Source organism: Brevibacillus halotolerans (genome assembly GCF_026891775.1).
GTDB lineage: Bacteria > Bacillota > Bacilli > Brevibacillales > Brevibacillaceae > Brevibacillus_B > Brevibacillus_B halotolerans.
This window is the reverse complement of sequence record NZ_JAPTNK010000021.1, coordinates 16,453-40,659: the sequence shown is the minus strand read 5'-3', so window position 1 is coordinate 40,659 and position 24,207 is coordinate 16,453. Positions and strand designations below refer to the sequence as shown.

The window sequence follows — 24,207 nt, the reverse complement described above, 5'->3', positions numbered from 1 at the left end:
CATACAGTAGCAACAGGAGGGGGTGCTATGGAAACATTTTTTCTTGTGATGACGCTGGCCTGTTCGCTCATCGCTTATCTATTTGAGGAGCGATTATGGGTAACCCTACTTCGAACTACGGATAAGACGGAATTTGTCCAATGGTGCAAGCACTTGGAGGAACGAGGCATCGAGTATCATAGTCAAAAACATTTGATTCATGAAAATCACGCTTGGGTAAAGGTATACAAGGTTAAAGTTCCGAAAGAACTGGAATCACGAGTGAATACCCCATATCATGAAGAGAAAATGCAAAGAAGGAGCTGACCATCAGGTAGCTCCTTTTTCTTCTATTCTCCAAAAGTGGTAAAGAAAAATGATTCGCAAAACAGCCGTTTCGAGTATACTAGTAGGATGAAACAAGCCAACAAATTTTGACACGGACTGACAAGGATGGTGAAATCCAGTTTGAGCATTCGAACTAAGCGTATTCTATTATTATGTGTATTTCTTATTTTGATTACGGCGGCTTTTTTTGCATATAAAATCTTTGGTTTTTTGTCAGGGATTCAAGACACGACAATCTTTCCATCGAATCCGGCTGCTACAAAGCCAGAGGCTCCACCTGTATGGACGGGAACCGAGCGTGTTAACATTCTATTAATGGGTGTAGACAAACGTGAGATGCGTCCAAATGAACTCCCACGCTCTGATAGCATGATGCTAGTGAGCATTGATCCAAAAAAGAAAACGTATGACCTATTCTCTATTATGCGTGACACGCTGGTACGTATACCTGGACATGGCAAAACGCGTGTGAATGAAGCTTTAGCGTATGGCGGCCCAGAGCTTGCCATGGAAACAGTCAGTGATTTTGTAGGACAACCAGTCCATTACTATGTAATCACTGATTTTGAAGGCTTTAAGAGCTTGATTGATGCTGTTGGGGGTGTTGAGATAGATGTAGAAAAGAACATGCGCTATCATGACCCGACAGATAAAGGAAAGTACGATATTAATTTAAAAAAGGGATTGCAACGCTTAGATGGTGAGAAAGCATTGCAATATGCTCGTTTCCGACATGATGCCACTTCTGACTATACGCGTACAGAGAGACAGCGTAAGCTATTAAGCGCAGTGGCTACCGAATTAAAATCTACCACTACTATTTTTCAAATTCCTAAGATTTTGGATAGTGTACAGCCTTATATCCAAACCAATCTTGCCACACTTGATATGATCAAACTAGGCTCATTGGGGATGTCGCTTAAACAGGCAGGAGAAGGTGGTCATCAATTGCCACCGATGCATAAGTTCCAAGAAGCCCATGTTCCTGGCAAAGGTGCTGTGCTAATTCCATCTGAAAAAGACGTCATCAAATATGTGGACGAGCAGCTAAATAAAAGTGACGCAGCAGAAGATGAAGAAGGAAAACAGAAAGATTCCTCTAACACCAATCAAGATTCCTCTGTAAAGCATGCTTCTTAGAAACGCAATTTATTTTGATAGAGATGGTTTATCATGAACCATCTCTATTATTTTTCCATTGACACAGGATGCCTAATTCTTTATTCTTATAGATGATTTAGCCAATTCCTAGTGATTGTGTAGGAATTGATATATATCTCAAAATTTCGAAGATTCAGAAATATTTAACGTAATTTATTGCCCGTTCGGTTAAAGCTGCGGGTGAAACAGGGGGCGATTCTACTCTCATGATTAAACTAACAAACATTGTAAAGGTTTTTAAAAGTCGCTTTGGAACCTTTACGGCCCTAAATGGTGTCGATTTGACAATCCAGCAGGGAGATATTTATGGCATCATTGGATACAGTGGAGCTGGAAAATCAACGCTAGTCCGTATGATTAACCTACTAGAATCGCCAACTAGTGGTGAGGTTACTGTGGGTGACACGCATCTCCATCATTTAACGCCAAGAGAATTACGTAAGGCAAGACGCAAGATCGGTATGGTTTTTCAACACTTTAATCTGCTGTGGTCGCGGACAATAGCAGACAATGTAGCATTGCCATTGGAGATTGCGGGCGTGCCAAAGTCACAGCATCAAGCAAAGGTAAAAGAATTATTAGAATTGGTAGGGTTGTCAGATAAAGCAGATATGTATCCATCTCAATTATCTGGCGGTCAAAAGCAACGTGTAGGTATTGCTCGTGCATTGGCCAATCAGCCTGATGTGCTGTTGTGTGACGAGGCAACATCAGCTCTGGATCCGAAGACAACCGATTCTATCTTGGAATTATTACAAGATATTAATCGCAAACTAGGGTTAACCATTATTTTAATCACGCATGAGATGCATGTGATCGAAAAAATTTGTGATAAGGTAGCTGTAATGGAAAGCGGGCGAATTATTGAAGCGGGTGATGTCGTAGAAGTCTTCTCCCATCCTAAAACAACTACAACCAAAGAATTCCTGAGTCAAGTATCTGGTAATGATCAGCTATCTGCTGAATTTTTGGATGGCTTGGGACCGGGTGCAGTCCTGCGTCTAACCTTCTTGGGTGGTTCTGCTAGTCAATCTATCATTAGTCAGTTAGTCAGTGAGGTTGGGGTGCAGGCAAATATTTTACAAGGACAGATTAAGCGTTTAAAAGATGTTGCCTTCGGTACTCTCTACATTCAGATTCCAGGTGATATTGATGCCGAATCAAATGCTATTGCCTACCTAAAGAAGAGTGGCATTATTGTTGATGTCATTCGAGGTGCAGAAGGAGGTAATCGCTGATGAATGATTTCTTGTTAACTTATTTACCGAACGTCGTGAAATTCTGGGATTTAATTCAGAAGGCCATTTGGGAAACAGGTTACATGGTCTTGTTTTCATTACTATTTGCGGCACTTATTGGTATACCATTAGGCATTTTACTCGTTGTGACAAGCAAAGGACATCTAAAGCCGATGCCAGCCTTATATCAATTACTTAGTTTTATTGTGAATATCTTTCGATCGATTCCTTATATTGTATTAATTATTATCCTTATCCCAGTCACGCGCGTACTCATACAGACTTCAATCGGACCTAACGCGGCGATTCTCAGTCTTGTTGTTGGATCAGCACCGTTTATTGCTCGTCTGGTGGAAACCTCCATTCGTGAAGTAAATCGAGGCGTGATTGAAGCGGCGCAATCCATGGGTGCTAGCAACTGGCAAATTATCTATAAAATCTTGATTCCAGAGTCGCTTCCAGGTATTGTCTCAGGTATTACGGTTACTGCTGTTAGCCTGGTAGGATATACAGCGATGGCAGGTGTCGTAGGTGCGGGTGGCCTAGGAGCGATGGCATTCAACTATGGCTTTAATGGGTTTAAGCCAGATATCATGCTGGTTACGACTGTCTTGCTGATTATTCTTGTCCAAATCATTCAGATGATTGGTGACGCGATTGCGCGGAAGCTGGATCATCGTTGATTATAATGCATGAAAATAGGGGGGTAAAAGGATGAAAAAGATTTTTTCTACACTAGCGATTGGGGTATTAGCTTTAAGCTTGGCGGCGTGCGGTGCTGGTAATAAAACCGATAATAGCACAGCTACACCACAGGAAGGACAACCAGTCACACTAAAGGTGGGAGCAACGGCTGTTCCTCATGCGGAGATTTTAAATGAAGTGGTTAAACCGATGCTACAGAAGGAGAATATTAATCTTGATGTTGTCCTGTTCCAAGACTTTGTCATGCCTAACACTCAGCTTGCTGAGAAGGAATTAGATGCTAACTATTTTCAGCACATTCCTTGGTTAGAGAAAACGAATAAAGAAAAAGGGTTAGACCTTACGTATGTAGCAGGCATTCACATTGAGCCAATGGGAATTTACTCTAATAAAACCAAAGCTTACAAGGATTTAGCAGCTCTTCCGCAGGGCGCAGTAGTAGCAATTACGAATGCTTCTGCAGAGCAAGGCCGTATTCTTGCCCTTCTTGAAAAAGCGGGTCTGTTAAAATTAAAGGATGGAGTGGCTACCAATGGCACTGTAGCTGACATCGTTGAGAAAAAAATAGAATTAAAAGAGCTAGAACCAGCGATGCTCCCACGTGCAATTGACGATCCGGGTATTGATGCAGCCGTGATTAACTCTAACTTTGCGATGGAAGCTGGATTAAAACCAACAGAGAACTCTATTTATATCGAAGAGGGTAAAGATAACCCAAATGTAAATGTATTGGCGACTCGTCAAGACAATAAAGATAGTGAAGTAATTAAGAAGCTTGCTAAAGCTATGACTTCCCCTGAAGTGAAGGACTTCATTGATAAGAAGTATAATGGTGCTGTAGTGTTTGTAGGACAGCTTAAATAACAATGTCGAAAAAACTGTCGAATAAAATCGGCAGTTTTTTCGTTGAAATGAGCATAGAGGATATACAAAAAGATGATCCAGGATTTTTCTCTAGGTCATCTTTTTGTGCTCATTAGACGGAAGGGTTACGATACCTGACGGGTTACATTGCGGGTTATTTTTCTTTGCCGATTCCATGACCAGATGACAATGCCAAATGGGAGCAACGTTAAAAGAAGTAAGAGAATACCATCCACGAATTGCCAGGAGAGGATGGGGTATTGTAAGAAATCAGTCGTAATTCGGCGAATAATCTCGATTGACTGGAGCAAAAAGAAATTGAAGAAGAAGTAAAGCGCAAAACAAAAGCCCAGCAAAAAGAAAATAGAGTACCAGCGGATCACCTTTTTTTCTCGTATATCTATAGAGTCCCATGTCTCTTGTTCGTCAGGCGTCCATTTTCGATAAAATTTACGTAGAAATAGTTGTGTATTATTAAATAAATTATTACAGCCAAAAAAGGTAGTAAAGACATAATAAATATCCGTTCGCATAAAGAACATGAATTGAAAGCCCAGAGCCATTAAGAAATTCAAGTTCATTAATTTAATAAAGGAGAGTAGAAAATCAGATAGCAGGATGACTCCTACATCATTAGCGTACAGAAGCCAGACACCCATACTAAAAAAGAGGGCATCTCCAGCCATCCCCGCCAGATAGGCTGTATAACGCTTATTGGGTTCCACTAGCACGATGTCTGACATATTTGTTTCTGCCACAGGAAAGAATAGGCGATGGCTAAAACCGATTCGGCTTCCTACCCCAAGAGAACGCACAGCAGTTAAGTGGGCTGTCTCATGGATGAACAAAAACAGATAGTTAACAACAACTGCTAGCAAAAGAGAAGCGGTCAAGGATGCAGAGCTAAAAATATCGGTAAACACGGGAAAATATTCATGATGAACTAAGAGAAGAGTAACAGCAGATAAAAAGCAGGCAATAGAGAAAGAGAAGGTACATTTATTAAATAATACTTTCCCAACATGTTCGGATATCCATGGTAAATGATCGACGCGTATCTCTTTTTCATTTACGACTACTCCATCTACTGTGTATACAAATTGATATTCGTTAATGAGATCGAGTGCAAAATCACGAACATCAACAGGCTCACCAAAGCGCTTTTCCATTTCTTCAGCTACCTGAGTGATGGATTGCCCCTGATCTAGCATCTCAATGATTTCGACTGCGAAGGTAGGCAGCATGATATATTCACTTTTATCGGGTCGACCAATTATGGTTTCTTCTTCATTGACCTGACGTTTTTGTAAGGGATGCATACGCAGCTTACTGGTATTTGTTAATTTCATTGGTTCGTTCCTCCATTAGCTAAGCACTTCTTCGGCTGACTGCTCCAGCGAAAAGATAGAAAGTGTGCGATTTCCTTCACCGCAGGTCGGGCAATCCAGCTCTTTTCTTTCCGTTTCGGAAATGATTTTTGTTTCATAAGTTAAGAAGTTGATCGACACGAATTTTCCCTGAGATTGAACTTGGCTTGTACCTGTGAGAATTTTGCATGCTTCAGAAGCAATAATTCCTGTAATAATGGATAAATTCGGAGCAATAGTAGCTGTAGGAAGATGATATCCTGAATCCACCAAATATCTGAGATCCTGTTCATATTGATCTGGGTTTTGATCATAGTGATGCAGATGGAAACAATCCAAGCAAGGCGTTTTTTTAGGGGAAATATGATAAAAGGTTCCTTCAGTTAGATTCACTCCACCTGCAATATAAGGGATTTCTAATTCAACGCATGCTGTGTTTACCCATCTTTGAATGAAGAAAAAAGGGGTGTCAGCAGCTAAAATAACAAGATCACTATCAGCTATAAGCTCCTTAACATCGTCAACAGAGGAGATTTTCTTCCGAATGGTTTCTACTGACATGCTTGAATTGCGTTCTGTAACAAATTCCTCCGCTACTTCGATTTTTAACCGGCCGATATCACTTTCTTTAAATAATAATTGGCGATTTAAATTACTTAGCTCCACACGGTCAAAATCTGCAATTCGGACATTTGTAACACCCAGACCAGCAAAGCTAGAGAGAAGAGTAGAGCCAAAGGCCCCTGATCCAAGGATAGTTACTTTCTTTTGCAGCAAATCTTCTTGAATCTTGCTAGGAGGATTGTCTATATCCGAATAAATCGAAAAGAAGCGAAGATTTGCCCGATACCGATCCTTTTGAGCCGTTGAGAGAGAAGTTGTTTCTTCCCAGGTCTGATCTTCAAGATAGCCCAGGGAGTTCAGAGCAGTAATCGCCTCTGTTAACTCTTCAAATGTGACCTCTGGATGCTTGCTGACTAGCTCCTGGTGTATCTGCTTACTAGTGCGGGTACCATCAAGTAGCTGAAGTAATGTTTTTATAGACCCCGTTTCATCGGGAATATGATTGAGGAAGCCAGATACTTGTCCAATTTGGAGAGTGTCAGAGCCAATTTCGATAATAGGGTGGATTTCTTTTAAGATAGGTTTTTGTTCCATACAATACATCTCCTTATAGGTATAGAAACGACGATAAGAGTAGCGTACCAACGATCCATAATCCACTTGCAATCATAAACAGGAATAAAACAAATAATTGTCAGAATTATCTAACGTAGATTGTATCGTTTCGTTAGGTGTATTTCAATATAAATTTACAATTTTCAGTTATTTGCTTGAAACTGTATAAAGGACTGCTTTTTTCATTCATGTCATTCAGGATGTCTCATGTTGGTGGTCCCAAAGTTCGTAAGAAAACGAAAACCGTTCACAAGGATACTTATAGGAGAAAAGGATAAAACTAGGAGTAGAACAAAATGTTTTGGCTACCTAACCGGAATCGATTTTTGCAATTTGACAGAATTACCGAATTGCAAAACTATTTCGTTTTTAGTAAATTAGAACCATAAAATCCTATTACAGTAATTTTTAGTTCTATATTACCAAAAATACACTTTATTTTTATTTATTTATCTTGATAATTAATAAAAAATAATTAAATGTAAAAGAAAATTATATTATATTATTCTGAAAAAGAGTATAGTAAAGCAAATGAGAAAGAAAAAAGGGGGACACAAAAAGATGAAAAAGAATATCTTTGTACTAATGAGTTCCGTTTTGGTTTTGGGCGCAGCTTTAGCAGGATGTGGAGGTAACACAAGCACATCAGCACCGGCAGCTACTGATGCATCGAAACAAGAAGCTTCAAAAGGTGAGAAGAAGGTATTGCGTTTGAACATGCATACTGAACCACCAACAGCAGACCCAGGCATTGCGGAGGACTCCACTTCTGGTGCAGTGGTCCGTGCAATCTTTGATGGCTTGACTCGTACCGATAGCGAAGGAAAACCACAGCCATCCGTAGCTGAAAAAATTGATGTTTCAACTGATGGCAAGAAATATACCTTCCATTTAAGAGATGCTAAATGGAGCAACGGCGAGCCGCTAACAGCGCACGATTTTGAATTTGCTTGGAAGCGTGCATTAGATCCAGCGACAGCATCCAACTATGCTTACCAACTGTATTACATTAAAGGTGGGGAAGCATTTCACACAGGAAAAGGTAAAAAAGAGGATATAGGTGTTAAAGCGACGGGCGATAAGACCTTGGAAGTAGAATTGGAAAACCCAACACCATTCTTCCTAGAGCTTACTAGCTTCTATACGTATTATCCTGTAAATAAAAAGCTGGTTGAATCCAACAAAGATTGGGCTAAAGAAGCTAAGACAATCGTTGGTAACGGACCATTTAAAATGACGAACTGGGAACATAAGAGCAAAATGACTCTTGAGAAAAATGAACACTACTGGGATGCCGATGTTGTAAAAATCGACAAGCTTGAATTCTCTATGGTAGAGGATGAAAATACCGAGCTTTCCATGTATGATAACGGTGAGTTGGATTGGGCAGGTAACCCTCTAAGCAATATTCCGTTGGATTCAATTCCTGCTCTGCAACAAAATAATACGTTGATTACAAAGCCAAAGGCATCCATTTATTGGTATAAAATGAACACGGAGAAGGCTCCTTTTAATAACGCCAAAATCCGTAAAGCATTTGCCTATGCTGTAAATCGTGATGCGATCGTTAAGAACGTAACACAGTCCGGACAAATTCCAGCAATGGGAATGCTACCACCTACTATGGCATTTAAAAAAGAGGGCTACTTTAAAGATAATAATGTAGACGAAGCTAAAAAGCTCTTAGCAGAGGGTATGAAAGAAATGGGCTGGGATAAGTTGCCTCCAGTTATGATTTCAATCAACACCTCTGAAAACCATAAAAAAATTGCAGAAGCTGTTCAAGACCAATGGAAAAAAGGTCTGGGCGTTGATGTGAAGATAGAGAATTCCGAGTGGAAGGTATACTTGGATAAACTACACCAAGGTAACTACCAAATCGGACGTATGGGTTGGAATGCTGACTTTAACGATCCAATTAACTATATTGAGTTGTTCCGTGATAAAAAGGGTGGAAACAACGATACTAACTGGGAAAATGCTGAATACAAACGACTTGTGAACGAGTCTCAAAAAGAGCTAGACAAAGCAAAGCGTGATGCGTTATTACAAAAGGCAGAGGAAATCTTCATGGACGAACTGCCAGTTATCCCGGTCTACTTCTACACCGATTCCTGGGTGCAAAATCCTAAGCTGAAGGGTGTAAGCTTCGATGCTATGGGTAACATTGACTGGAAATGGGCAGATTTAGAACAATAAGATTACTAGAAATCAGATAGATAAAAGAGGGGCAAATGATGCCCCTCTTTATTTTTTTGAACATATAAATGTAAATTTTGTAACATAAATTAAAATTAATTTTCGTTATAAAAGTGTTTGTTACCGAAAAAAACAAGGTATATTTAATTCTATATATCTTTTTTTAGGGGGCATAATACACATGAATAAAAGCGTTTTTGCAGCTGTAAGCTCCATTTTAGTTCTTAGTACAGCATTGGCCGGCTGTGGTGGCAATGCAGCCTCTGAGAATAAAACAGGAGCGGCTAGTGGTACTCATGAGCAAGTCCTACGTGTGAATCTGCATTCTGAACCACCTACTGCGGACCCTGGCCTTGCGGATGACAATGCTTCCTCTGCCATTTTGAGAGCGACTTTTGATGGCTTGATGCGCTCAGGTAAAGACGGGGACATAACAAAATCTGTAGCGAAAGATTATAAAATTTCTGAAGATGGCAAAACTTATACATTTACTTTACGCGATTCACTATGGTCTAACGGTGAAAAATTAACAGCAAAAGATTTCGAATATGCCTGGAAACGTGTACTAAATCCGAAAACAGCGGCTTCTTATGCCTATCAATTGTATTATTTGAAAAATGCAGAAGCTTATAACAAAGGGCAAGCCAAGGCTGAGGATGTTGGTGTGAAAGCGCTTGATGAGCACACGCTTGAAGTCACCTTGAACAATCCAACTCCGTTCTTCCTAGAGCTCACAGCATTCTATACGCTTTATCCTGTAAATGAAAAAGTTGTAACATCTAGCGAAAAATGGGCAGGAGAGGCAAGTACGCATGTTGGTAACGGACCGTTTAAAATGGAATCCTGGAAGCACAAAAACGAAATCGTTCTTGTGAAAAATGATAATTACTGGGATAAAGATAACGTAAAATTGGAAAAAATCGTCTATCAAATGATTGATGATGAAAATACAGAGCTATCCATGTTTGAAAATGGAGACCTTGATTGGGCAGGTCAGCCTAATGGTATGCTACCAATTGATGCAATCGCTCCTAACATGGCATCCGGCAAATTGCATGTTCAGCCAAAAGCAGGTATCTATTGGTACAAATTTAATACGGAGAAGGCACCGTTTAATAATGTAAAAATCCGTAAAGCATTTGCATATGCAATTGATCGCAAAACAATCACAGATAACATTACACAATCTGGCCAAACCCCTGCTACTAATCTGCTGCCTCCAACTATGGCTTTAGCAAAAGAGGGTTTCTTTAAAGATGGCGATGTAGATACAGCGAAAAAGCTTCTTGCTGAAGGTATGAAGGAAGAGGGCTTAACGAAGCTTCCACCAATTGAAATTTCCTTTAATACTGCGGAAAAGCATAAGAAGATTGCGGAAGCGATTCAAGATCAATGGAAAAAGGCTTTTGATATTGACGTGAAGCTGACTAACAAAGAATGGAAAGTATTTATTGATGACCTACACAGAGGTAACTACCAAGTAGGTCGCAATGGCTGGAATGCCGATTACAATGATCCAATTAGCTTCTTACAGATCTATAAAGATAAAACTGGTGGAAACAACGATACCAAATGGGAAAATGCAAAATACAAAGAACTGTTAAATAAAGCTGATGCTGAAACAAACCCAGAGGTACGCAAAGGGTATTTGGCAGATGCAGAGAAAATTATTATTGATGAAATGCCAGTTATTCCGATCTACTTTGATTCCAATGTTTGGCTACAAAATGACAACCTCAAAGGTGCTGTTGTAGATGCTATGGGTAATGTAGATTTCAAGTGGTCCTCTTTTGAATAAACGTTAAAAAAAACCAAATAAATGGTAACAGAAAAAAGCAGAGTTCCAGAGGGAATTCTGTTTTTTTCGTTTTGATAGGACAAATGACCAAGCGAGTTTACCATCTATTTCATAGAGTAAAGAGAACGATGATATCAGGGGAGGATGATTATGGACTGGGGAAAAATTTTGAAATTGGCGGCGACAGTTGACAAGAATAAATTAAAAACGGAATCAGGAATTCGTGAGGTTATCAAGGATTTAGCAAGTAGATCAGGTAAAGATTTATCAAAAAGGGACTTGGACAATTATACAGAGCAAGTAAAGAAACTTATGCAGAAAAAAGACATTGGCAGCATGCTGGATCAATTAAAGAAAAAGGGCCTAGACCAAAGTGATTTAGACAGAATCAAAAAAGGGATGAAGTAAAGGAGAGGGTTGTCATTTCAAAGAAGACACCACTAAAACGTCGAAACTCAACCCAAAGCAATCAACTAAGGATGCTATCCACAATTCAGCAAAACCAACATGCACATGTTCAACAAGAAATGGCCCATCTCCGAAGAGAAATTCAGGAAATAAAAATGATGTTAGGAAGGCTACGACCTGTCGAGCCAGAACGTAAACGGCTTAGCTTTAGTCTTTTTCCTAGGAGAGGGAAGCCGCCAGAGCCTGTCATTGTGCAAGAACCACCAAAACCAAGTCCCGGAATTAATTTGGAGCAAGTGCTACCGTTGCTCCCCCAGCTATCTTCCATAATGCCGGAAATTAGCAAAGTGATGCCAAAGATATCGAAATCTAAGATGAAGGATACCATGCAGATTCTTTCTAATCCTGCCGTAGCTAATGTAATCCAACAGATATTAGGCAACCTCCAAACAAATAACTTACCTATTCCAGTTAAATATGAGACAAAAAAACGGTAACGAAAATGGTTTAAAAAACCAAAAAGAAAAAAGTAAATTTTGTAAAAAAGATTACGGTGAAAAGCTGCCCCCTTAAGAAAAGACCTGGGGGGCAGTTTTTTTACTGTTATACGGCTAATAATGAACCACTAGCTCAATTGTTTTGCTATTATAAATTATCGTCACTTGAAGCTAGTGTGAGGATTTTTAGTACCAAAAGCCTAAAAACTTTTCTCATCAAGTAACGTCTAAAGTAATGAACAGCAAGATAGGGGAGGAGAAATTTTGAAAAAGTTTGTTTTAGGCTTGGTTGCCTTGAGTAGTTTTATTTGGATGGCGCCTCAAGCAATAGATGCCGCAGGACAGTCGACACAGGGCAATATACAATTACGGATCGAGGGTAGGAGCGTTAATGCGGAAGTTCCTCCGCTCATCTCCAACGGACGCACCCTTGTCCCTGTTCGCGTTATTGCAGAGGGCTTGGGAGCAAAAATTGATTGGAACCAACAGGAGCGAAAGGCTAAGATTACGAAAGATAATCGAGAGGTAATTTTGCAGTTAAGCAGCAAGAAAGCCTACATAAACGGGAAAGCACAGACCTTAGAGGCCACGCCTGAGCTCATTAATAATCGGATGCTACTACCGCTGCGATTTGTGGGGGAAGCATTAGGAGCGACGGTAGGATGGGATAATGACAGCCGGACCGTAATTGTCAACCAACCTGTTCAGACGCAAATTAATGGACAATCTTTACCGGCTACTGAGAAAGTATATCATTGGGAGGATAAGGTTTTATTGCCGGTGAAGACGATTGCAGACAGATTGGGAGTTTCCCAAGACGAGCTAACTGCCAAGGCCAGCTTGAAGAAAGTAATTGATTCGACGACTGTTATATCCTTACAAGATATAACAGACAGTATCGGAACAGATGTAGCCGAATGGGACGAAAAGCGCAATGAAGTGGTTATTACTCGCATGAACAGATTGACAGATATTGAGCCACAGGATGAAAGTGTTCAGATTCAAACCAGATATAAGGTATCGCCAACTGTGTCAGTCTTACAAAATCCCTATCGGATTGTCATGGATTTCCCGGAAATGGAACTATCCAATAAAATGCGTGACGAGGAAAACAAAGAGATAGTGATTGATCAAAGGAAAGAGAGCAGTTCCTCCGATTATTCCACCTCTAATATGGATAGTCCAGAAAAATTGGAGCTAAGTGATGGAGCTTCCAATGATGCATCCATTAGCGCAGTCAGCCAACAAACTCAACCGCTTATCCGATCGATTCGATACAGCCAATATCAGGACAATCCTAAAACGGTCAGAGTTGTAGTGGAATTGAATCGCTCAAGTAAATATCAGCTAGTGTCGACAAATGATGGTGTAAAGCTGCAATTACAAGCTAAACCGCAAAAAACGGGGTATCTCATTGTTGTAGATGCGGGGCATGGTGGTCATGATGTAGGAGCCAAAGGAACGGTCGGCAACTATGAAAAGGATTTTACTTTAGCTGTAGCTAATCGTTTAGTTGAATACCTAAAACAGCATAAAGAATTTCAAGTCATCGCAACCCGCAGCACCGATACGTATTTGACGCTAAAGGAGCGTACAGATATAGCCAATGAGATAGATGCTGATGTATTTATCTCCGTACATGCCAACTCCTTTAATCCGGAAACGCGCGGAACCGAAACCTATTATTACAATCAGAATAGCTTGGATTTAGCGCGTGTGGTTCATAAGCACCTATTGGCGGCCACTCAATTCCCTGACCGGAAAGTGAAACAAAACAACTTTTATGTTGTAAAGAACACGAAAATGCCTGCTGTATTAACAGAAACAGGATTTCTCACGAATCAAATCGAAAATACTCAATTAATGTCCCCACAGTTTCAAGATAAAGTAGCAAAATCATTAGCAGATGCGATCTTTGAGTATTACCAAACCTACTAAGGAAACGAAAGGAAGGTGTGAGATGAAACGAATAGCTCTTATCATGTGTGCCCTTCTAGCCTTACTAGTGGCTGCATGCAATAACAATTCTACGCCAGTGGAACCATCTAAAGATGCCAAGACAGAACAACCTGTGAAGGAAACACAACAGCTAACTCTTACCCTTTACTATGCAGACAATGATTTAACCAAGCTAATAGAAGAGAAGCAGCAGATTACAGCGCCTGCATCTGACAAGGACAAGTATGCAAAGGCAATGGAATTGCTGGGGAAACCATCCAAGCCAGAACATAATGCGCTGTGGAAAGATTTTGGTTACCACTCCATTACGTTTGAAAACGGTACGTTAACCATTGATGCTAAGGGGACAAACCAATATAATATGGGCTCTAGTGGTGAAGCCTTTGCTATTGATGCATTGAAACAAACCATGTTTCAGTTCCCAGAGGTTATGAAAATCGTTGTTTTAGTAGATGGGAAAAAGACAGAATCCCTCATGGGGCATGTTAGCATTGATGAACCATTAACTCGTTCTACACCCTAACAGAACGAACCTGAATAGAATATGAGGTAGAAACAAAAAAACGGTGTGTCTAGCATGACGCACCGTTTTTCGTTTTATATGAGTCGGCTTGTACACATAGAAGATTTCTAGGTACGTTGACGGTCTCTCCCAAAAAACTTGATAGCATAAATTCCGGAAATACCAATAATCGTGTAAATAATACGACTTAAAGTAGAGTTCATACCCCCAAACAAGGTGGCAACCACATCAAGTTGGAATAAGCCAACTAGCCCCCAGTTGATAGCACCGATAATAACAAGAAGCAATACTAATTTATCCATGCGCCTACTCACTCCTTTCTTTATAAGTAGTTTCATGATTTCCTTTTCAAATTTAGATTATTCATGCTGGCTTTGACCCAAAAGGAAAGCCCGCTGTTTCTTGTACACCTTAAAAAAAAATTTACACAAATCTCATACAGGCTTCATGTCTGTCGTGTAATCTGTGAATACAAGCAAGGAGAGGAGCGAAGTTCTTGAGCATGATTAAGGTGCAAGACCTGCATGTCTATTACGGATTAACACATGCTTTAAAGCATATTGAAATGGAGATTGAACCAAAATCAATTACCGCTTTAATCGGTCCTTCCGGCTGTGGGAAATCAACCTTTTTACGGACAATTAACCGCATGAATGATATGATTCCGCAAGTGAAAATCACCGGAAGCATTCAGATTGCAGGTAAAAATATATATGATGCCAATTGGGATGTGGAGCAATTACGTAAGCAAGTCGGAATGGTGTTTCAAAAGCCTACTCCTTTTCCAAAAAGCATTTATGAAAACATTGTATATGGTCCGAAATTACATGGGATTCGAGATAAGAAGCAACTAGAGGAATTGGTTGAGGCTAGCTTGCGGCAGGCAGCCTTGTGGGAAGAGGTAAAGGATAGTTTGCATAAACCCGCCCATGGTTTATCAGGTGGACAGCAGCAACGCTTATGTATTGCACGGGCTCTAGCCGTAGAACCAGAGATCATCTTGTTGGATGAACCGACATCTGCCCTTGACCCTATTGCTACAGCTAAAATAGAGGAGCTGTTGATACAATTAAAGGAAAGCTATACATTGGTGATGGTAACGCATAACATGCAACAAGCTGCTCGTATTTCTGATAAAACAGCATTCTTTTTACAAGGTGAATGCATTGAAATGAACCAAACCACTGAGGTGTTTGAGAATCCTAAAGATCAACGCCTGAAGGACTATATCTCCGGCCGTTTTGGCTGATTATGAGATACAGCTATACCCCCCTTTATTTTGAAGAGCGGCTAAAGCCGTTCTTTTTTTTTCTCCAATTCAAGTGTAACTGTAAAAATCGTGTTATTACTCAGAGAAATCAAAACCTTGGATTCCAATTTTCACTATCCATATAGTATACTTGGTGAAGAAAGTTTATACAAAGGTGGGAAGAATATGGAGACCACAGATATGATTCAAATGATGGTGCTTGCTGACTTATTCAAACTACTCGGTGACAAGACGAGATTAACCATTATGGCTTTGTTACAAGTTCAATCTCTATGTGTACGTGATTTGGTAGAAATTTTACAAGCTTCTCAGCCATCCGTTTCCCAACATTTAGCGAAACTTAAAGGACAAGGATTGGTAAAGGAAGAACGCCGTGGAGCCTGGGTATTTTACTCCCTAAACAACGAGGCTGCTCCAGTTATGAAGATCATTCTTGAGCATTTGCCTGATGTTAAGCCACTTGTTGAAAAGCAACAGCGTGTTACCTTAAGCAGTTAGATAGAGAAGACCATCATACGAAAAGGAGTGCTAGTAAAGGCTCCTTTTTTGTATATTCATACGGAAATGACGAAGATATTCCGGGTAAAATATTCGATTTAAATGATCGTTTAAAAGTTCATTTTGAGATATACCTGTTAAAATAAGGTGTGGATACGCTCTCTTGATTACGCACAAATTATATGTGTCATCAAGGGAGGTGAGATATCCATGAGAAACAAACAACAAGATTTGAACAATGCTGCTCGTGCTGCTGCACAACGAAATACAGCAACTGAGTTTGCAAGTGAAACAAATGCTGCTCAAGTACAAAGACAAAATCAAGCATCTGCTGCTCGTGCTGCTGCACAACAAAATACAGCAACTGAGTTCGCAAGCGAAACAAACGCAGTTCCAAATCAAGCATCTGCTGCTCGTGCTGCTGCACAACAAAATACAGCGACTGAGTTCGCAAGCGAAACGAACGTAGCTCAAGTGCAAAAGCAGAACCGAGTTTCTGCTGCCCGCGCTGCTCAACAAAACAACGCTACTAAATAATAGGTTTCGCGAAAGACCTTCACCCTTGGGGTGAGGGTCTTTTTAGATTTTTGCAGGCTATCCAAGACAAACTCTAACTTGTCTGCATATTGGGATGAGAAGGCTCATAGATATATAACGCATAGAGCAGGAGGGGAAACTGTTAGCTCTACAGACTTTACTAAAGTTCTGTTAGCGCAGGAATATTTGCGGAATGTGCAAGATTCAGTCGGCTTGTAGAATATGTTGACTGGAGCTGGCTGGATAGCTATCTGACAAATTTCCTAGGAAATAGACAGTCAAGCCCTTCATTGTCGAAACTAGACAAGGGGAGTTGAGGTAATGAAACGTAGAGCTTTAGGTTTAGTCATGCTATTGGTGCTCTCGTTGCTCGTGACGGGATGCTTCGGGACAAAGACACCAGAGGATGTAGTGAATGAATTAGGAGGGAAGATGGACAAAATTACCGGTTACAAGACCAATGCAGTGTTAACTCTGCAAACCGGTACCACACCACAAGAATATGATGTGGAGGTCTGGTATTCTAAACAAAATAATTATCGTGTAGCTCTCACATCTAAACAGCGCAACATTACACAAATTATTTTACGTAATGATGAAGGTGTTTTTGTCTTAACTCCACATCTGAAAAAAAGCTTCCGTTTTCAAAGTGGATGGCCAGAAAACAATGGACCTCTCTACTTATATGAAACGTTGGTTAACAGTATTGTAAATGATGCTGATCGTAAATTGAAAATGGATGATAAGGAGTATGTCTTTGAAGTAAAAGCGAACTACAGTGGCAATCGTTCCTTTAGCAAGCAAAAAATTTGGATGAGCAATGATTTGAGACCAACGAGAGCCGAGATTATGGACAATAATATGAATAAGCTGGTAGAAATTAATTTCACTGAGTTCAACTTTAACCCTGAATTTCCAAAGGACGCGTTCGATAAAGATAAGAACATGACTAGTGCTCTCCCTTCTGTTCCTACTATGGGTCAAACTGAAACAGGTGTGAAGAAGCCTACGAGCCAATTTGGGGTTATACAGCCAACTTATGTACCGGCAGGAATTAAACTAAACAACATTGAACCAGTGACTCATAATAATGAGAAGAGCGTATTGTTACAATATAAAGGAGAGTACAACTACTCCTTGATGGAAAGCCGCCCAACGGCTGCTACCGTTTCTTATGAACAAGGAATGCCTGTAGATCTTGGTTTTACCATTGGTGTTCTGTATCAGACTGCTGAAGAAAAACGCATTCTTAAATGGGAGCTGGATGGTGTCGAATTCACACTCTCTGGGGACTTGCCTGAAGATGAAATGCTAAAAGTAGCACAATCTACTTATGGTGTAGGCGGTAAATAAAGCATCGCAGCTACAAGAGGCGAAGTGTCTTCGTCTCTTTTTCTATGTATCATGAGGAAAGAAGAGTATATGTACGAACTATAGACATTACTTGCCCACTCAAGCAGTATCTAATCGGCAAATATAGACAAATTTTTCTGACAGTTCATGTTGCTTCATTGACAGGCTCCCCAAAAAAACGGTAAGATACGTAACGAGTTATTTATAAGGGGTGATTCAACTCAGATGAAACATGAATATGGTGAGGTACTTTATCATGAAAAAGCGACCTATTCAGATTTATTCTTACGTAAGGATGCTAAAATGCGAATTATGGAAACGGTACTTTTTGTGATAATCATGATTTTGCTGTCGAATTTTTTTGGTGATCGGGATAGCACAGTATTTAAAGTAATCGCCATAGCAAGTGCTGTAGCACTGGTGGGCTTGGCTCCGTTCTTTTATAAGTGGAGACTTCGACCAGCTTACACTGTGACGAAATCTCATCTCATTATCAATATTCGCGGACAGGAAACAGCGTATCCACTGACGCAAGTAGAGCCGATTATTGAAGGGAGACATATGTATCGTATTAACGGAAAACGTATGCCCCTCATGATATCTCATAAATTTCTAGCTCATTTAAACGAGAGACTACATGTTATTAACAGAAAGAATAAGAGGCGATAATTCATGAAGCCATATGCCCGCGATACATGGATAGAAGTTGATCTGGATGCGATTGCGGCTAATGTCTCTGCCCTGCGCCAACATATCCCTGCCCACTCAGAAATAATGGCAGTAGTTAAAGCGGATGGATATGGTCATGGTTCAGAATATACGGCCAGAGAAGCACTTGCGCATGGAGCTACCAGACTGGCGGTAGCTGCTTTAGACGAGGCGCTTGTGCTGCGACGAGCAGGTATTACAGCACCGATCCTTGTTTTAGGTTATACCCCCGTAGATGCTATGCAAACCGCTGTAGAAGAGAATATTCAATTGACCGTTTATCATCTTCAGTGGCTACAAGATGCTGCCCGTCTTTTGGTAGGCAGTTCTAAAAAGTTGGAGATTCATGTCAAAGTTGATACAGGTATGGGACGCATCGGGGTAAGTGATGAAAAAGAATTACTGGAGCTTATCCATACGATAACTACAAATGATTCCATGCGTTGGGTTGGAATATTCACGCACTTTGCTTGCGCAGATGAGGAAGACACTACACATGTAAAAGGACAGCACACCTTATTTCAGGAACGTCTGAAAGCTGTTGAGCAAGCAGGCTATAAGCTTCCTCTCATTCATTGCAATAATACGGCTGCAGCTATTGTTTTTCCAGAATGGAGTTATGATTTGATTCGATTGGGCATAGGCTTATACGGATTGTATCCTTCCGACTTCATTAAACAACAGCATGTACTTGATCTAAAACCAGCTCTCAGCTTAAAAACCCGAATTTCCCATGTGAAAAATATGCCCCCGCATTCCACAATCAGCTATGGAGCCACCTATACAACCACCGATCAAGAACAGATAGCCACTGTGCCAATCGGATATGGTGATGGCTTTCCCCGTTTATTGTCTAATCGAGGTGTCGCCTTATGTCATGGCAAACGAGTGCCTATTGTAGGCAGAGTGTGTATGGACCAAACCATTCTTCATATTCACTCAGGAGATGCCCAGGTAGGGGACGAAGTGGTTTTGTACGGAAAACAAGGGAATGAAGAAATTACGCTCGATGAGATAGCCGAGTGTTTGGGAACAATCAATTATGAAGTAACATGTATGCTCAATTATCGCATTCCTCGCGTTTACTTACGAAATGGGAAAATTGTCGGTATCTGTCATGGAATTGCCAATAAATTCTTGGAAGAATATCGAAAAATGGCAGGAATTTAGCGGAAAAGATCGAATACCTTTTAAGGTGGGCATCATGCATCGGTGAAAAGCATCAAAAAGGTATATTTTTGCATATGGTTCGACATAATGGTACTGATAAGATCAGAAGAGAACGGAAAGCGTTCGAGAACAGAGGGTACGGTCATGGCTGGAGGTGGATTTGTCTTGTCTAAAAGCAATACAAAACGTATCATGATCAGTTTGCCGCAACATTTATTGCAAGAGGTAGACGGCGTCGTGCAGAAAGAGAGATCAAACCGAAGTGAATTGATTCGTCAAGCGATGAGTCTCTACCTCAAGGAACGAAAAAAACGCTTTATACGAGAAACAATGCAACGTGGCTATTTGGAAATGGCTAAAATCAATCTCAATATGGCATCGGAGGCTTTTGAAGCAGAAGAGGAAGCCGATCTTACCTTAGACCGCTTAGTTAGCGGGGTGTAGTATGTGAATGTTAAACGTGGCGATGTATTTTTCGCGGACCTTTCCCCTGTGGTTGGCTCCGAGCAAGGTGGAGTTAGACCGGTATTAGTTATACAAAACGATATTGGAAATCGATTTAGTCCGACGGTTATCGTCGCTGCGATCACTGCTCAGATTCAAAAGGCAAAGCTGCCTACGCATGTGGAAATCGATGCAAAAACATATGGGTTTGATCGTGACTCTGTCATCTTATTGGAACAAATAAGAACCATTGATAAGCAAAGGTTGACTGATAAAATCACTCATCTAGACGATGAGATGATGGAAAGAGTGAATGAATCACTTCAGATCAGCCTCGGATTAATAGATTTTTAATAACGGATGAAAAAAGGATCTTTCGCGATTAAAGGCGAAGGGTCCTTTTTTCATCAAGAGTAGATTTCAGAGCTGGAAGTCTCTTTATTACAACGTAGATCCTTACAAAACCTAGGGGAAACCCTGTCCCCCAGCCTAGGTAAACTTGTAAACGAAACCTCAGGGGGCTATCATACTAGTTAGATGTAAAAAGATTGAGAACTTCTGTAAACCTTGGGAGGATAGGTACATGGATGTTAAACAAATGGCTGCCACCCTTGCACGAGAACTAGGTGTAGGTGTTCAGCAGGTCGTACAAACAATAACCTTGCTTGATGAAGGAAATACCGTTCCATTTATTTCTCGCTATCGGAAAGAAATGACTGGTCAATTAGACGAGACACAAATACGGACTATTGAAGAACGTGTACGTTACTTACGAAATTTAATTGTCAGAAAAGAAGAGGTTCTTCGTTTAATTGAGGAGCAAGGAAAGCTAACAGAAGAATTATCAATCGCAATTCAAAAGGCCACCAAGCTTCAGGAGGTGGAGGATCTTTATCGTCCTTATAAGCAAAAACGCCGTACACGTGCTACGATTGCCAAAGAAAAAGGATTAGAGCCTCTTGCCGCTTATATACTGTCCTTACCGCAGACAGGTGATCCTTCCTCAGAAGCTAGTCGTTATATAGACACCGAAAAAGGTGTTGAAACAGCAGAAGATGCCTTGCAGGGGGCAATGGATATTATTGCTGAGCAAATCTCCGATGACGCAGAATATCGGAAATGGATTCGTGAAAAAACGTTCATGAAAGCTATCCTGCTCACGGAGCAAAAGGAAAAAGAAGAAGACGGAAAAAATGTTTACGAAATGTATTATAGTTACTCCGAGCCGGTCAAAAAAGTAGTTCCTCATCGCGTTCTGGCCATCAATCGTGGTGAAAAGGAAGGGATTCTTAAGGTTTCTTTAGAAACGCCTGGGGAGGATATCATTGCATTTCTTCAAAGAAAAATACTAACCCAGAAGACGGTCGTTGAGGATGCAATCAAGCAAACAATTGAGGATAGCTACAAGCGTTTAATTGCTCCTTCTATTGAACGTGAGGTAAGGAATGAATTGACAGAGGTAGCTGAAGAGAGAGCGATTCACATCTTTGCTGAGAATTTACGCAACTTGCTGCTTCAGCCTCCGTTTAAAGGAAAAGTGGTATTGGGTGTTGACCCTGCCTTTCGTACTGGCTGTAAGCTTGCCGTGGTGGATGATACGGGTAAAAAGCTTTACATAAATGTGATTTATCCAACGCCACCAGTAAGCAAAGTTAAAGAAGCTAGTGAAACCGTGAAAAAAATTATTGATGAATATCAGGTAGATGTAGTTGCAATCGGGAACGGTACAGCTTCTAGGGAGACTGAGCAGTTTATCGCTGATGTATTAAAAGAAGCAAAGCGTGATGTCTCCTATATCATTGTGAATGAAGCAGGAGCATCTGTGTATTCGGCGTCAGCGTTAGCGAAGGAAGAGTTTCCTGAATTGGATGTAGCAGAAAGAAGTGCTATTTCTATCGCTCGCCGTTTACAAGATCCGCTGGCTGAATTAGTAAAAATTGATCCAAAATCAGTGGGTGTTGGACAGTATCAGCATGATGTATCGCAAACTCGTTTAGCGGAAAGTCTTGAATTCGTGGTATCATCAGCAGTTAATCACGTCGGAGTGGATGTGAATACAGCTTCTGCTTCTTTGCTTCAATATGTATCTGGAGTAAACAAGCAAGTAGCATCAAATATTGTGAAACTTCGTGAAGAGAATGGGAAATTTTCAAACCGATCCCAATTAAAAAAGGTACCTCGATTGGGTGCTAAAACCTATGAGCAATGCATCGGCTTCTTGCGTGTTATGGACGGAGAGAACTCTCTTGATCGTACTCCTATTCATCCAGAGTCATATGAGGTTACGTACAAGCTGTTAACACATCTACAAATCCAGCCTGAGGAAATTGGCAGTGAGGCTTGTAAGAAGCAGGTCATGAATATTTCTTTGCCACAAATGGCAGCAGAGCTTGAGATTGGTGAACCAACCCTAAAAGATATTGTAGATAGCCTTTTACGCCCAGGACGTGATCCGCGTGATGAGCTGCCTAAGCCGCTGTTAAGTAAAGATGTTTTGAAAATAACAGACCTGAGCAAGGGAATGAAGATGCAGGGTACGATTCGCAATGTGGTTGATTTTGGGGCATTTGTTGATATCGGGCTAAAAAATGATGGGCTGATCCATATTTCTCAGTTGAAAAAGGGATTCGTAAAACATCCTCTTGATGTTGTAGCAGTTGGAGATATCGTTGATGTCTGGGTAATGGATATTGACGAGAAACGTCAGCGGGTTGGTATGACCATGATTTCTCCCGAAGAATAGTGCCAATCATTTTGTAAAAGAGCAGGTTTTTCAACTAGTTAATGTCTCTAAGCGGACAAAAAGCCGTCCTATTCCTCAGGGCGGCTACTTTGCTTTTCTAAATATAGAAACCAACAGCTGTTTAGCAATCGAATTTGTCTTACATCCTTCCCAAAGAAGGCGCGTTGTAGCTGTTTACGCATCCATTGTGGCATAAAAAATACCTCCTGCGCTTTCTTACTGGCATTGTATGCAGGAAGAAAGGTGAAGGTACCTGTCTGTATAGGTCATTACCTAATTCTAATGTCTGGTACAAGATAACATTCTATTCGTCTTCTGCTAACCCTTCTAATTGTGCTTGCAGAGCGCGAATTTCGGTTAATAAGGAACGGAGGGGGTACTCTGTTTCATTCAAACAGGAAAAGCTGGACTCTAATTCATTCAGATAGGAAAGACCATCTACAATCTTTAGTTCTTGTGAAAGAAGTTCAAGATCACTACATTCGCATAGCATATACGGTAATTCGGGTCTAGTGACTACGGTTAATTTGTTATGTTCTTTTTGTAGCCGTTTAAGCAGGGCTAAAAGCTGATACATATGTGATGACGGCATTTGTACAAAAAAAAGCTCGCTCTTTTTTTGCAAAAGTAGGTAGCGCATGAAAGCCTCCATCTGTAAATTGACTTGCGTTCATGCACAAGTGTAGCGTATCCTTCAAGCAGAATTCAAGAGATTTTGTTATAGTAAGTACAGTCGGAAAGACTTAGGGGGAGACGTGTTTGAACGATAAGGAATTGCAAAAACTAGTGGAAGAGATATCGGTAGGTGATTTTGCCAAACCGTTTCGTCATCATGCTCGTTTTAACTCACGTTTGCGCACGACTGGTGGTAGATATTTATTGCGTTCGCATGATCTTGAGTTTAATCCCCTTCATCTTCAAGAACATGGTAAGGAAGAACTGATTGGTATCATTAAGCATGAATTATGCCATTATCACCTTCATCTGGAGGGAAAGGGCTATCGACATCGTGATCAGGATTTTATTCAATTATTACAGCAGGTAGGTGGAGCAAGATACTGCTCCAGACTTAGCAGACAAAAAATCGTGCTGCCATATCGCTATCAACTAATCTGCACGGACTGTGGATTTTCGTATAAAAGAAAGAGAAAGATTAACCTAGCTCGCTATGTGTGTGGCAGGTGTCGAGGTAAATTACGTATCGAGCCCTTGTCACAGGGATAGGAACCCGCCTTTACATGCCATTTTCGACAGGGCTA

At 40.6% G+C, this 24,207-nt stretch carries 26 protein-coding genes; 21 read left to right on the top strand and 5 right to left on the bottom strand.

What is annotated here, in order from left to right; genetic code table 11:
- Positions 1–27 precede the first annotated feature (27 nt).
- From O0550_RS20705 to O0550_RS20685, 5 genes are all read left to right on the top strand, one after another.
- Positions 28–306, top strand: a complete 279-nt coding sequence (locus O0550_RS20705; RefSeq protein WP_003344839.1) for a hypothetical protein — start codon at positions 28–30, stop codon at positions 304–306.
- A 126-nt stretch (positions 307–432) separates the two neighbouring features.
- On the top strand, positions 433–1,467 hold the full coding sequence (locus O0550_RS20700; protein ID WP_003344837.1) for an LCP family protein: 1,035 nt from the start codon (positions 433–435) through the stop codon (positions 1,465–1,467).
- Between the two features lie 227 nt (positions 1,468–1,694).
- A complete protein-coding gene (locus tag O0550_RS20695) occupies positions 1,695–2,726 on the top strand; it encodes a methionine ABC transporter ATP-binding protein (protein ID WP_035319065.1) in 1,032 nt (343 codons plus the stop codon).
- Complete coding sequence (locus tag O0550_RS20690; RefSeq protein ID WP_003333555.1) at positions 2,726–3,409, top strand: methionine ABC transporter permease; 684 nt, start codon at positions 2,726–2,728, stop codon at positions 3,407–3,409. Before O0550_RS20695 ends, O0550_RS20690 begins: the two co-directional genes overlap by 1 nt.
- A 31-nt stretch (positions 3,410–3,440) precedes the next feature.
- A complete protein-coding gene (locus tag O0550_RS20685; RefSeq protein ID WP_003344833.1) occupies positions 3,441–4,295 on the top strand; it encodes a MetQ/NlpA family ABC transporter substrate-binding protein in 855 nt (284 codons plus the stop codon).
- Positions 4,296–4,420: 125 nt separating this feature from the next.
- On the opposite strand, the gene O0550_RS20680 is transcribed toward O0550_RS20685, so the two are convergent.
- Positions 4,421–5,644 (bottom strand): PqqD family protein, encoded by a 1,224-nt coding sequence (locus O0550_RS20680; protein ID WP_258427174.1) that lies wholly within the window; start codon positions 5,642–5,644, stop codon positions 4,421–4,423.
- A gap of 15 nt (positions 5,645–5,659) precedes the next feature.
- Positions 5,660–6,820 carry a HesA/MoeB/ThiF family protein gene (locus O0550_RS20675; RefSeq protein ID WP_003344829.1) on the bottom strand — a complete coding sequence of 387 codons (1,161 nt, stop codon included), beginning with the start codon at positions 6,818–6,820 and terminating at the stop codon, positions 5,660–5,662.
- 582 nt (positions 6,821–7,402) lie between these two features.
- On the opposite strand from O0550_RS20675, the gene O0550_RS20670 reads away from it, so the two are divergent.
- The 6 genes from O0550_RS20670 (at position 7,403) to O0550_RS20645 (ending at position 14,225) form a co-directional block, all read left to right on the top strand.
- Positions 7,403–9,040 (top strand): peptide ABC transporter substrate-binding protein, encoded by a 1,638-nt coding sequence (locus O0550_RS20670; protein ID WP_258427173.1) that lies wholly within the window; start codon positions 7,403–7,405, stop codon positions 9,038–9,040.
- A gap of 181 nt (positions 9,041–9,221) precedes the next feature.
- Complete coding sequence (locus O0550_RS20665) at positions 9,222–10,838, top strand: peptide ABC transporter substrate-binding protein (protein WP_003344825.1); 1,617 nt, start codon at positions 9,222–9,224, stop codon at positions 10,836–10,838.
- Positions 10,839–10,988: 150 nt separating this feature from the next.
- Positions 10,989–11,246, top strand: a complete 258-nt coding sequence (locus O0550_RS20660; protein ID WP_003333548.1) for a stage VI sporulation protein F — start codon at positions 10,989–10,991, stop codon at positions 11,244–11,246.
- A 71-nt stretch (positions 11,247–11,317) separates the two neighbouring features.
- The gene (locus O0550_RS20655) at positions 11,318–11,743 is read left to right on the top strand and encodes a hypothetical protein (RefSeq protein ID WP_035319063.1); all 426 of its coding nucleotides are present in this window, start codon (positions 11,318–11,320) and stop codon (positions 11,741–11,743) included.
- Positions 11,744–12,007: 264 nt separating this feature from the next.
- Positions 12,008–13,681, top strand: coding sequence for an N-acetylmuramoyl-L-alanine amidase family protein (locus O0550_RS20650; protein ID WP_258427172.1), 1,674 nt, complete (start codon positions 12,008–12,010; stop codon positions 13,679–13,681).
- 22 nt (positions 13,682–13,703) lie between these two features.
- A complete protein-coding gene (locus O0550_RS20645; RefSeq protein WP_003344815.1) occupies positions 13,704–14,225 on the top strand; it encodes a GerMN domain-containing protein in 522 nt (173 codons plus the stop codon).
- Positions 14,226–14,332: 107 nt separating this feature from the next.
- On the opposite strand, the gene O0550_RS20640 is transcribed toward O0550_RS20645, so the two are convergent.
- A complete protein-coding gene (locus tag O0550_RS20640) occupies positions 14,333–14,527 on the bottom strand; it encodes a DUF378 domain-containing protein (RefSeq protein WP_003344814.1) in 195 nt (64 codons plus the stop codon).
- 194 nt (positions 14,528–14,721) lie between these two features.
- On the opposite strand from O0550_RS20640, the gene pstB reads away from it, so the two are divergent.
- The 9 genes from pstB to O0550_RS20595 all read left to right on the top strand — a co-directional run bounded on the left by pstB (position 14,722) and on the right by O0550_RS20595 (position 22,948).
- A complete protein-coding gene (gene pstB / locus O0550_RS20635) occupies positions 14,722–15,474 on the top strand; it encodes a phosphate ABC transporter ATP-binding protein PstB (protein WP_035319060.1) in 753 nt (250 codons plus the stop codon).
- Positions 15,475–15,660: 186 nt separating this feature from the next.
- Positions 15,661–15,993: an ArsR/SmtB family transcription factor gene (locus O0550_RS20630; protein ID WP_003333541.1), complete on the top strand. Its 333-nt coding sequence runs from the start codon at positions 15,661–15,663 to the stop codon at positions 15,991–15,993.
- 210 nt (positions 15,994–16,203) lie between these two features.
- A complete protein-coding gene (locus tag O0550_RS20625) occupies positions 16,204–16,530 on the top strand; it encodes a gamma-type small acid-soluble spore protein (RefSeq protein ID WP_003333540.1) in 327 nt (108 codons plus the stop codon).
- A gap of 321 nt (positions 16,531–16,851) precedes the next feature.
- Positions 16,852–17,883: a DUF4367 domain-containing protein gene (locus tag O0550_RS20620; protein ID WP_003333538.1), complete on the top strand. Its 1,032-nt coding sequence runs from the start codon at positions 16,852–16,854 to the stop codon at positions 17,881–17,883.
- 225 nt (positions 17,884–18,108) lie between these two features.
- Positions 18,109–18,552, top strand: a complete 444-nt coding sequence (locus O0550_RS20615) for a hypothetical protein (RefSeq protein ID WP_003333537.1) — start codon at positions 18,109–18,111, stop codon at positions 18,550–18,552.
- Positions 18,553–18,555: 3 nt separating this feature from the next.
- The gene (gene alr / locus O0550_RS20610) at positions 18,556–19,761 is read left to right on the top strand and encodes an alanine racemase (RefSeq protein ID WP_003344810.1); all 1,206 of its coding nucleotides are present in this window, start codon (positions 18,556–18,558) and stop codon (positions 19,759–19,761) included.
- 144 nt (positions 19,762–19,905) lie between these two features.
- The gene (locus tag O0550_RS20605; RefSeq protein ID WP_003333535.1) at positions 19,906–20,205 is read left to right on the top strand and encodes a CopG family ribbon-helix-helix protein; all 300 of its coding nucleotides are present in this window, start codon (positions 19,906–19,908) and stop codon (positions 20,203–20,205) included.
- A gap of 3 nt (positions 20,206–20,208) precedes the next feature.
- On the top strand, positions 20,209–20,559 hold the full coding sequence (locus O0550_RS20600; protein WP_003333534.1) for a type II toxin-antitoxin system PemK/MazF family toxin: 351 nt from the start codon (positions 20,209–20,211) through the stop codon (positions 20,557–20,559).
- Between the two features lie 229 nt (positions 20,560–20,788).
- A complete protein-coding gene (locus tag O0550_RS20595; protein WP_003344805.1) occupies positions 20,789–22,948 on the top strand; it encodes a Tex family protein in 2,160 nt (719 codons plus the stop codon).
- A 68-nt stretch (positions 22,949–23,016) separates the two neighbouring features.
- On the opposite strand, the gene cmpA is transcribed toward O0550_RS20595, so the two are convergent.
- Positions 23,017–23,142 (bottom strand): cortex morphogenetic protein CmpA, encoded by a 126-nt coding sequence (gene cmpA, locus O0550_RS20590; RefSeq protein WP_003333532.1) that lies wholly within the window; start codon positions 23,140–23,142, stop codon positions 23,017–23,019.
- Positions 23,143–23,252: 110 nt separating this feature from the next.
- On the bottom strand, positions 23,253–23,588 hold the full coding sequence (locus O0550_RS20585; RefSeq protein ID WP_031411755.1) for a hypothetical protein: 336 nt from the start codon (positions 23,586–23,588) through the stop codon (positions 23,253–23,255).
- A 119-nt stretch (positions 23,589–23,707) separates the two neighbouring features.
- Between O0550_RS20585 and O0550_RS20580 the strand changes: the two genes are divergently transcribed.
- Complete coding sequence (locus tag O0550_RS20580; protein WP_022586370.1) at positions 23,708–24,172, top strand: SprT family protein; 465 nt, start codon at positions 23,708–23,710, stop codon at positions 24,170–24,172.
- Positions 24,173–24,207 lie beyond the last annotated feature (35 nt).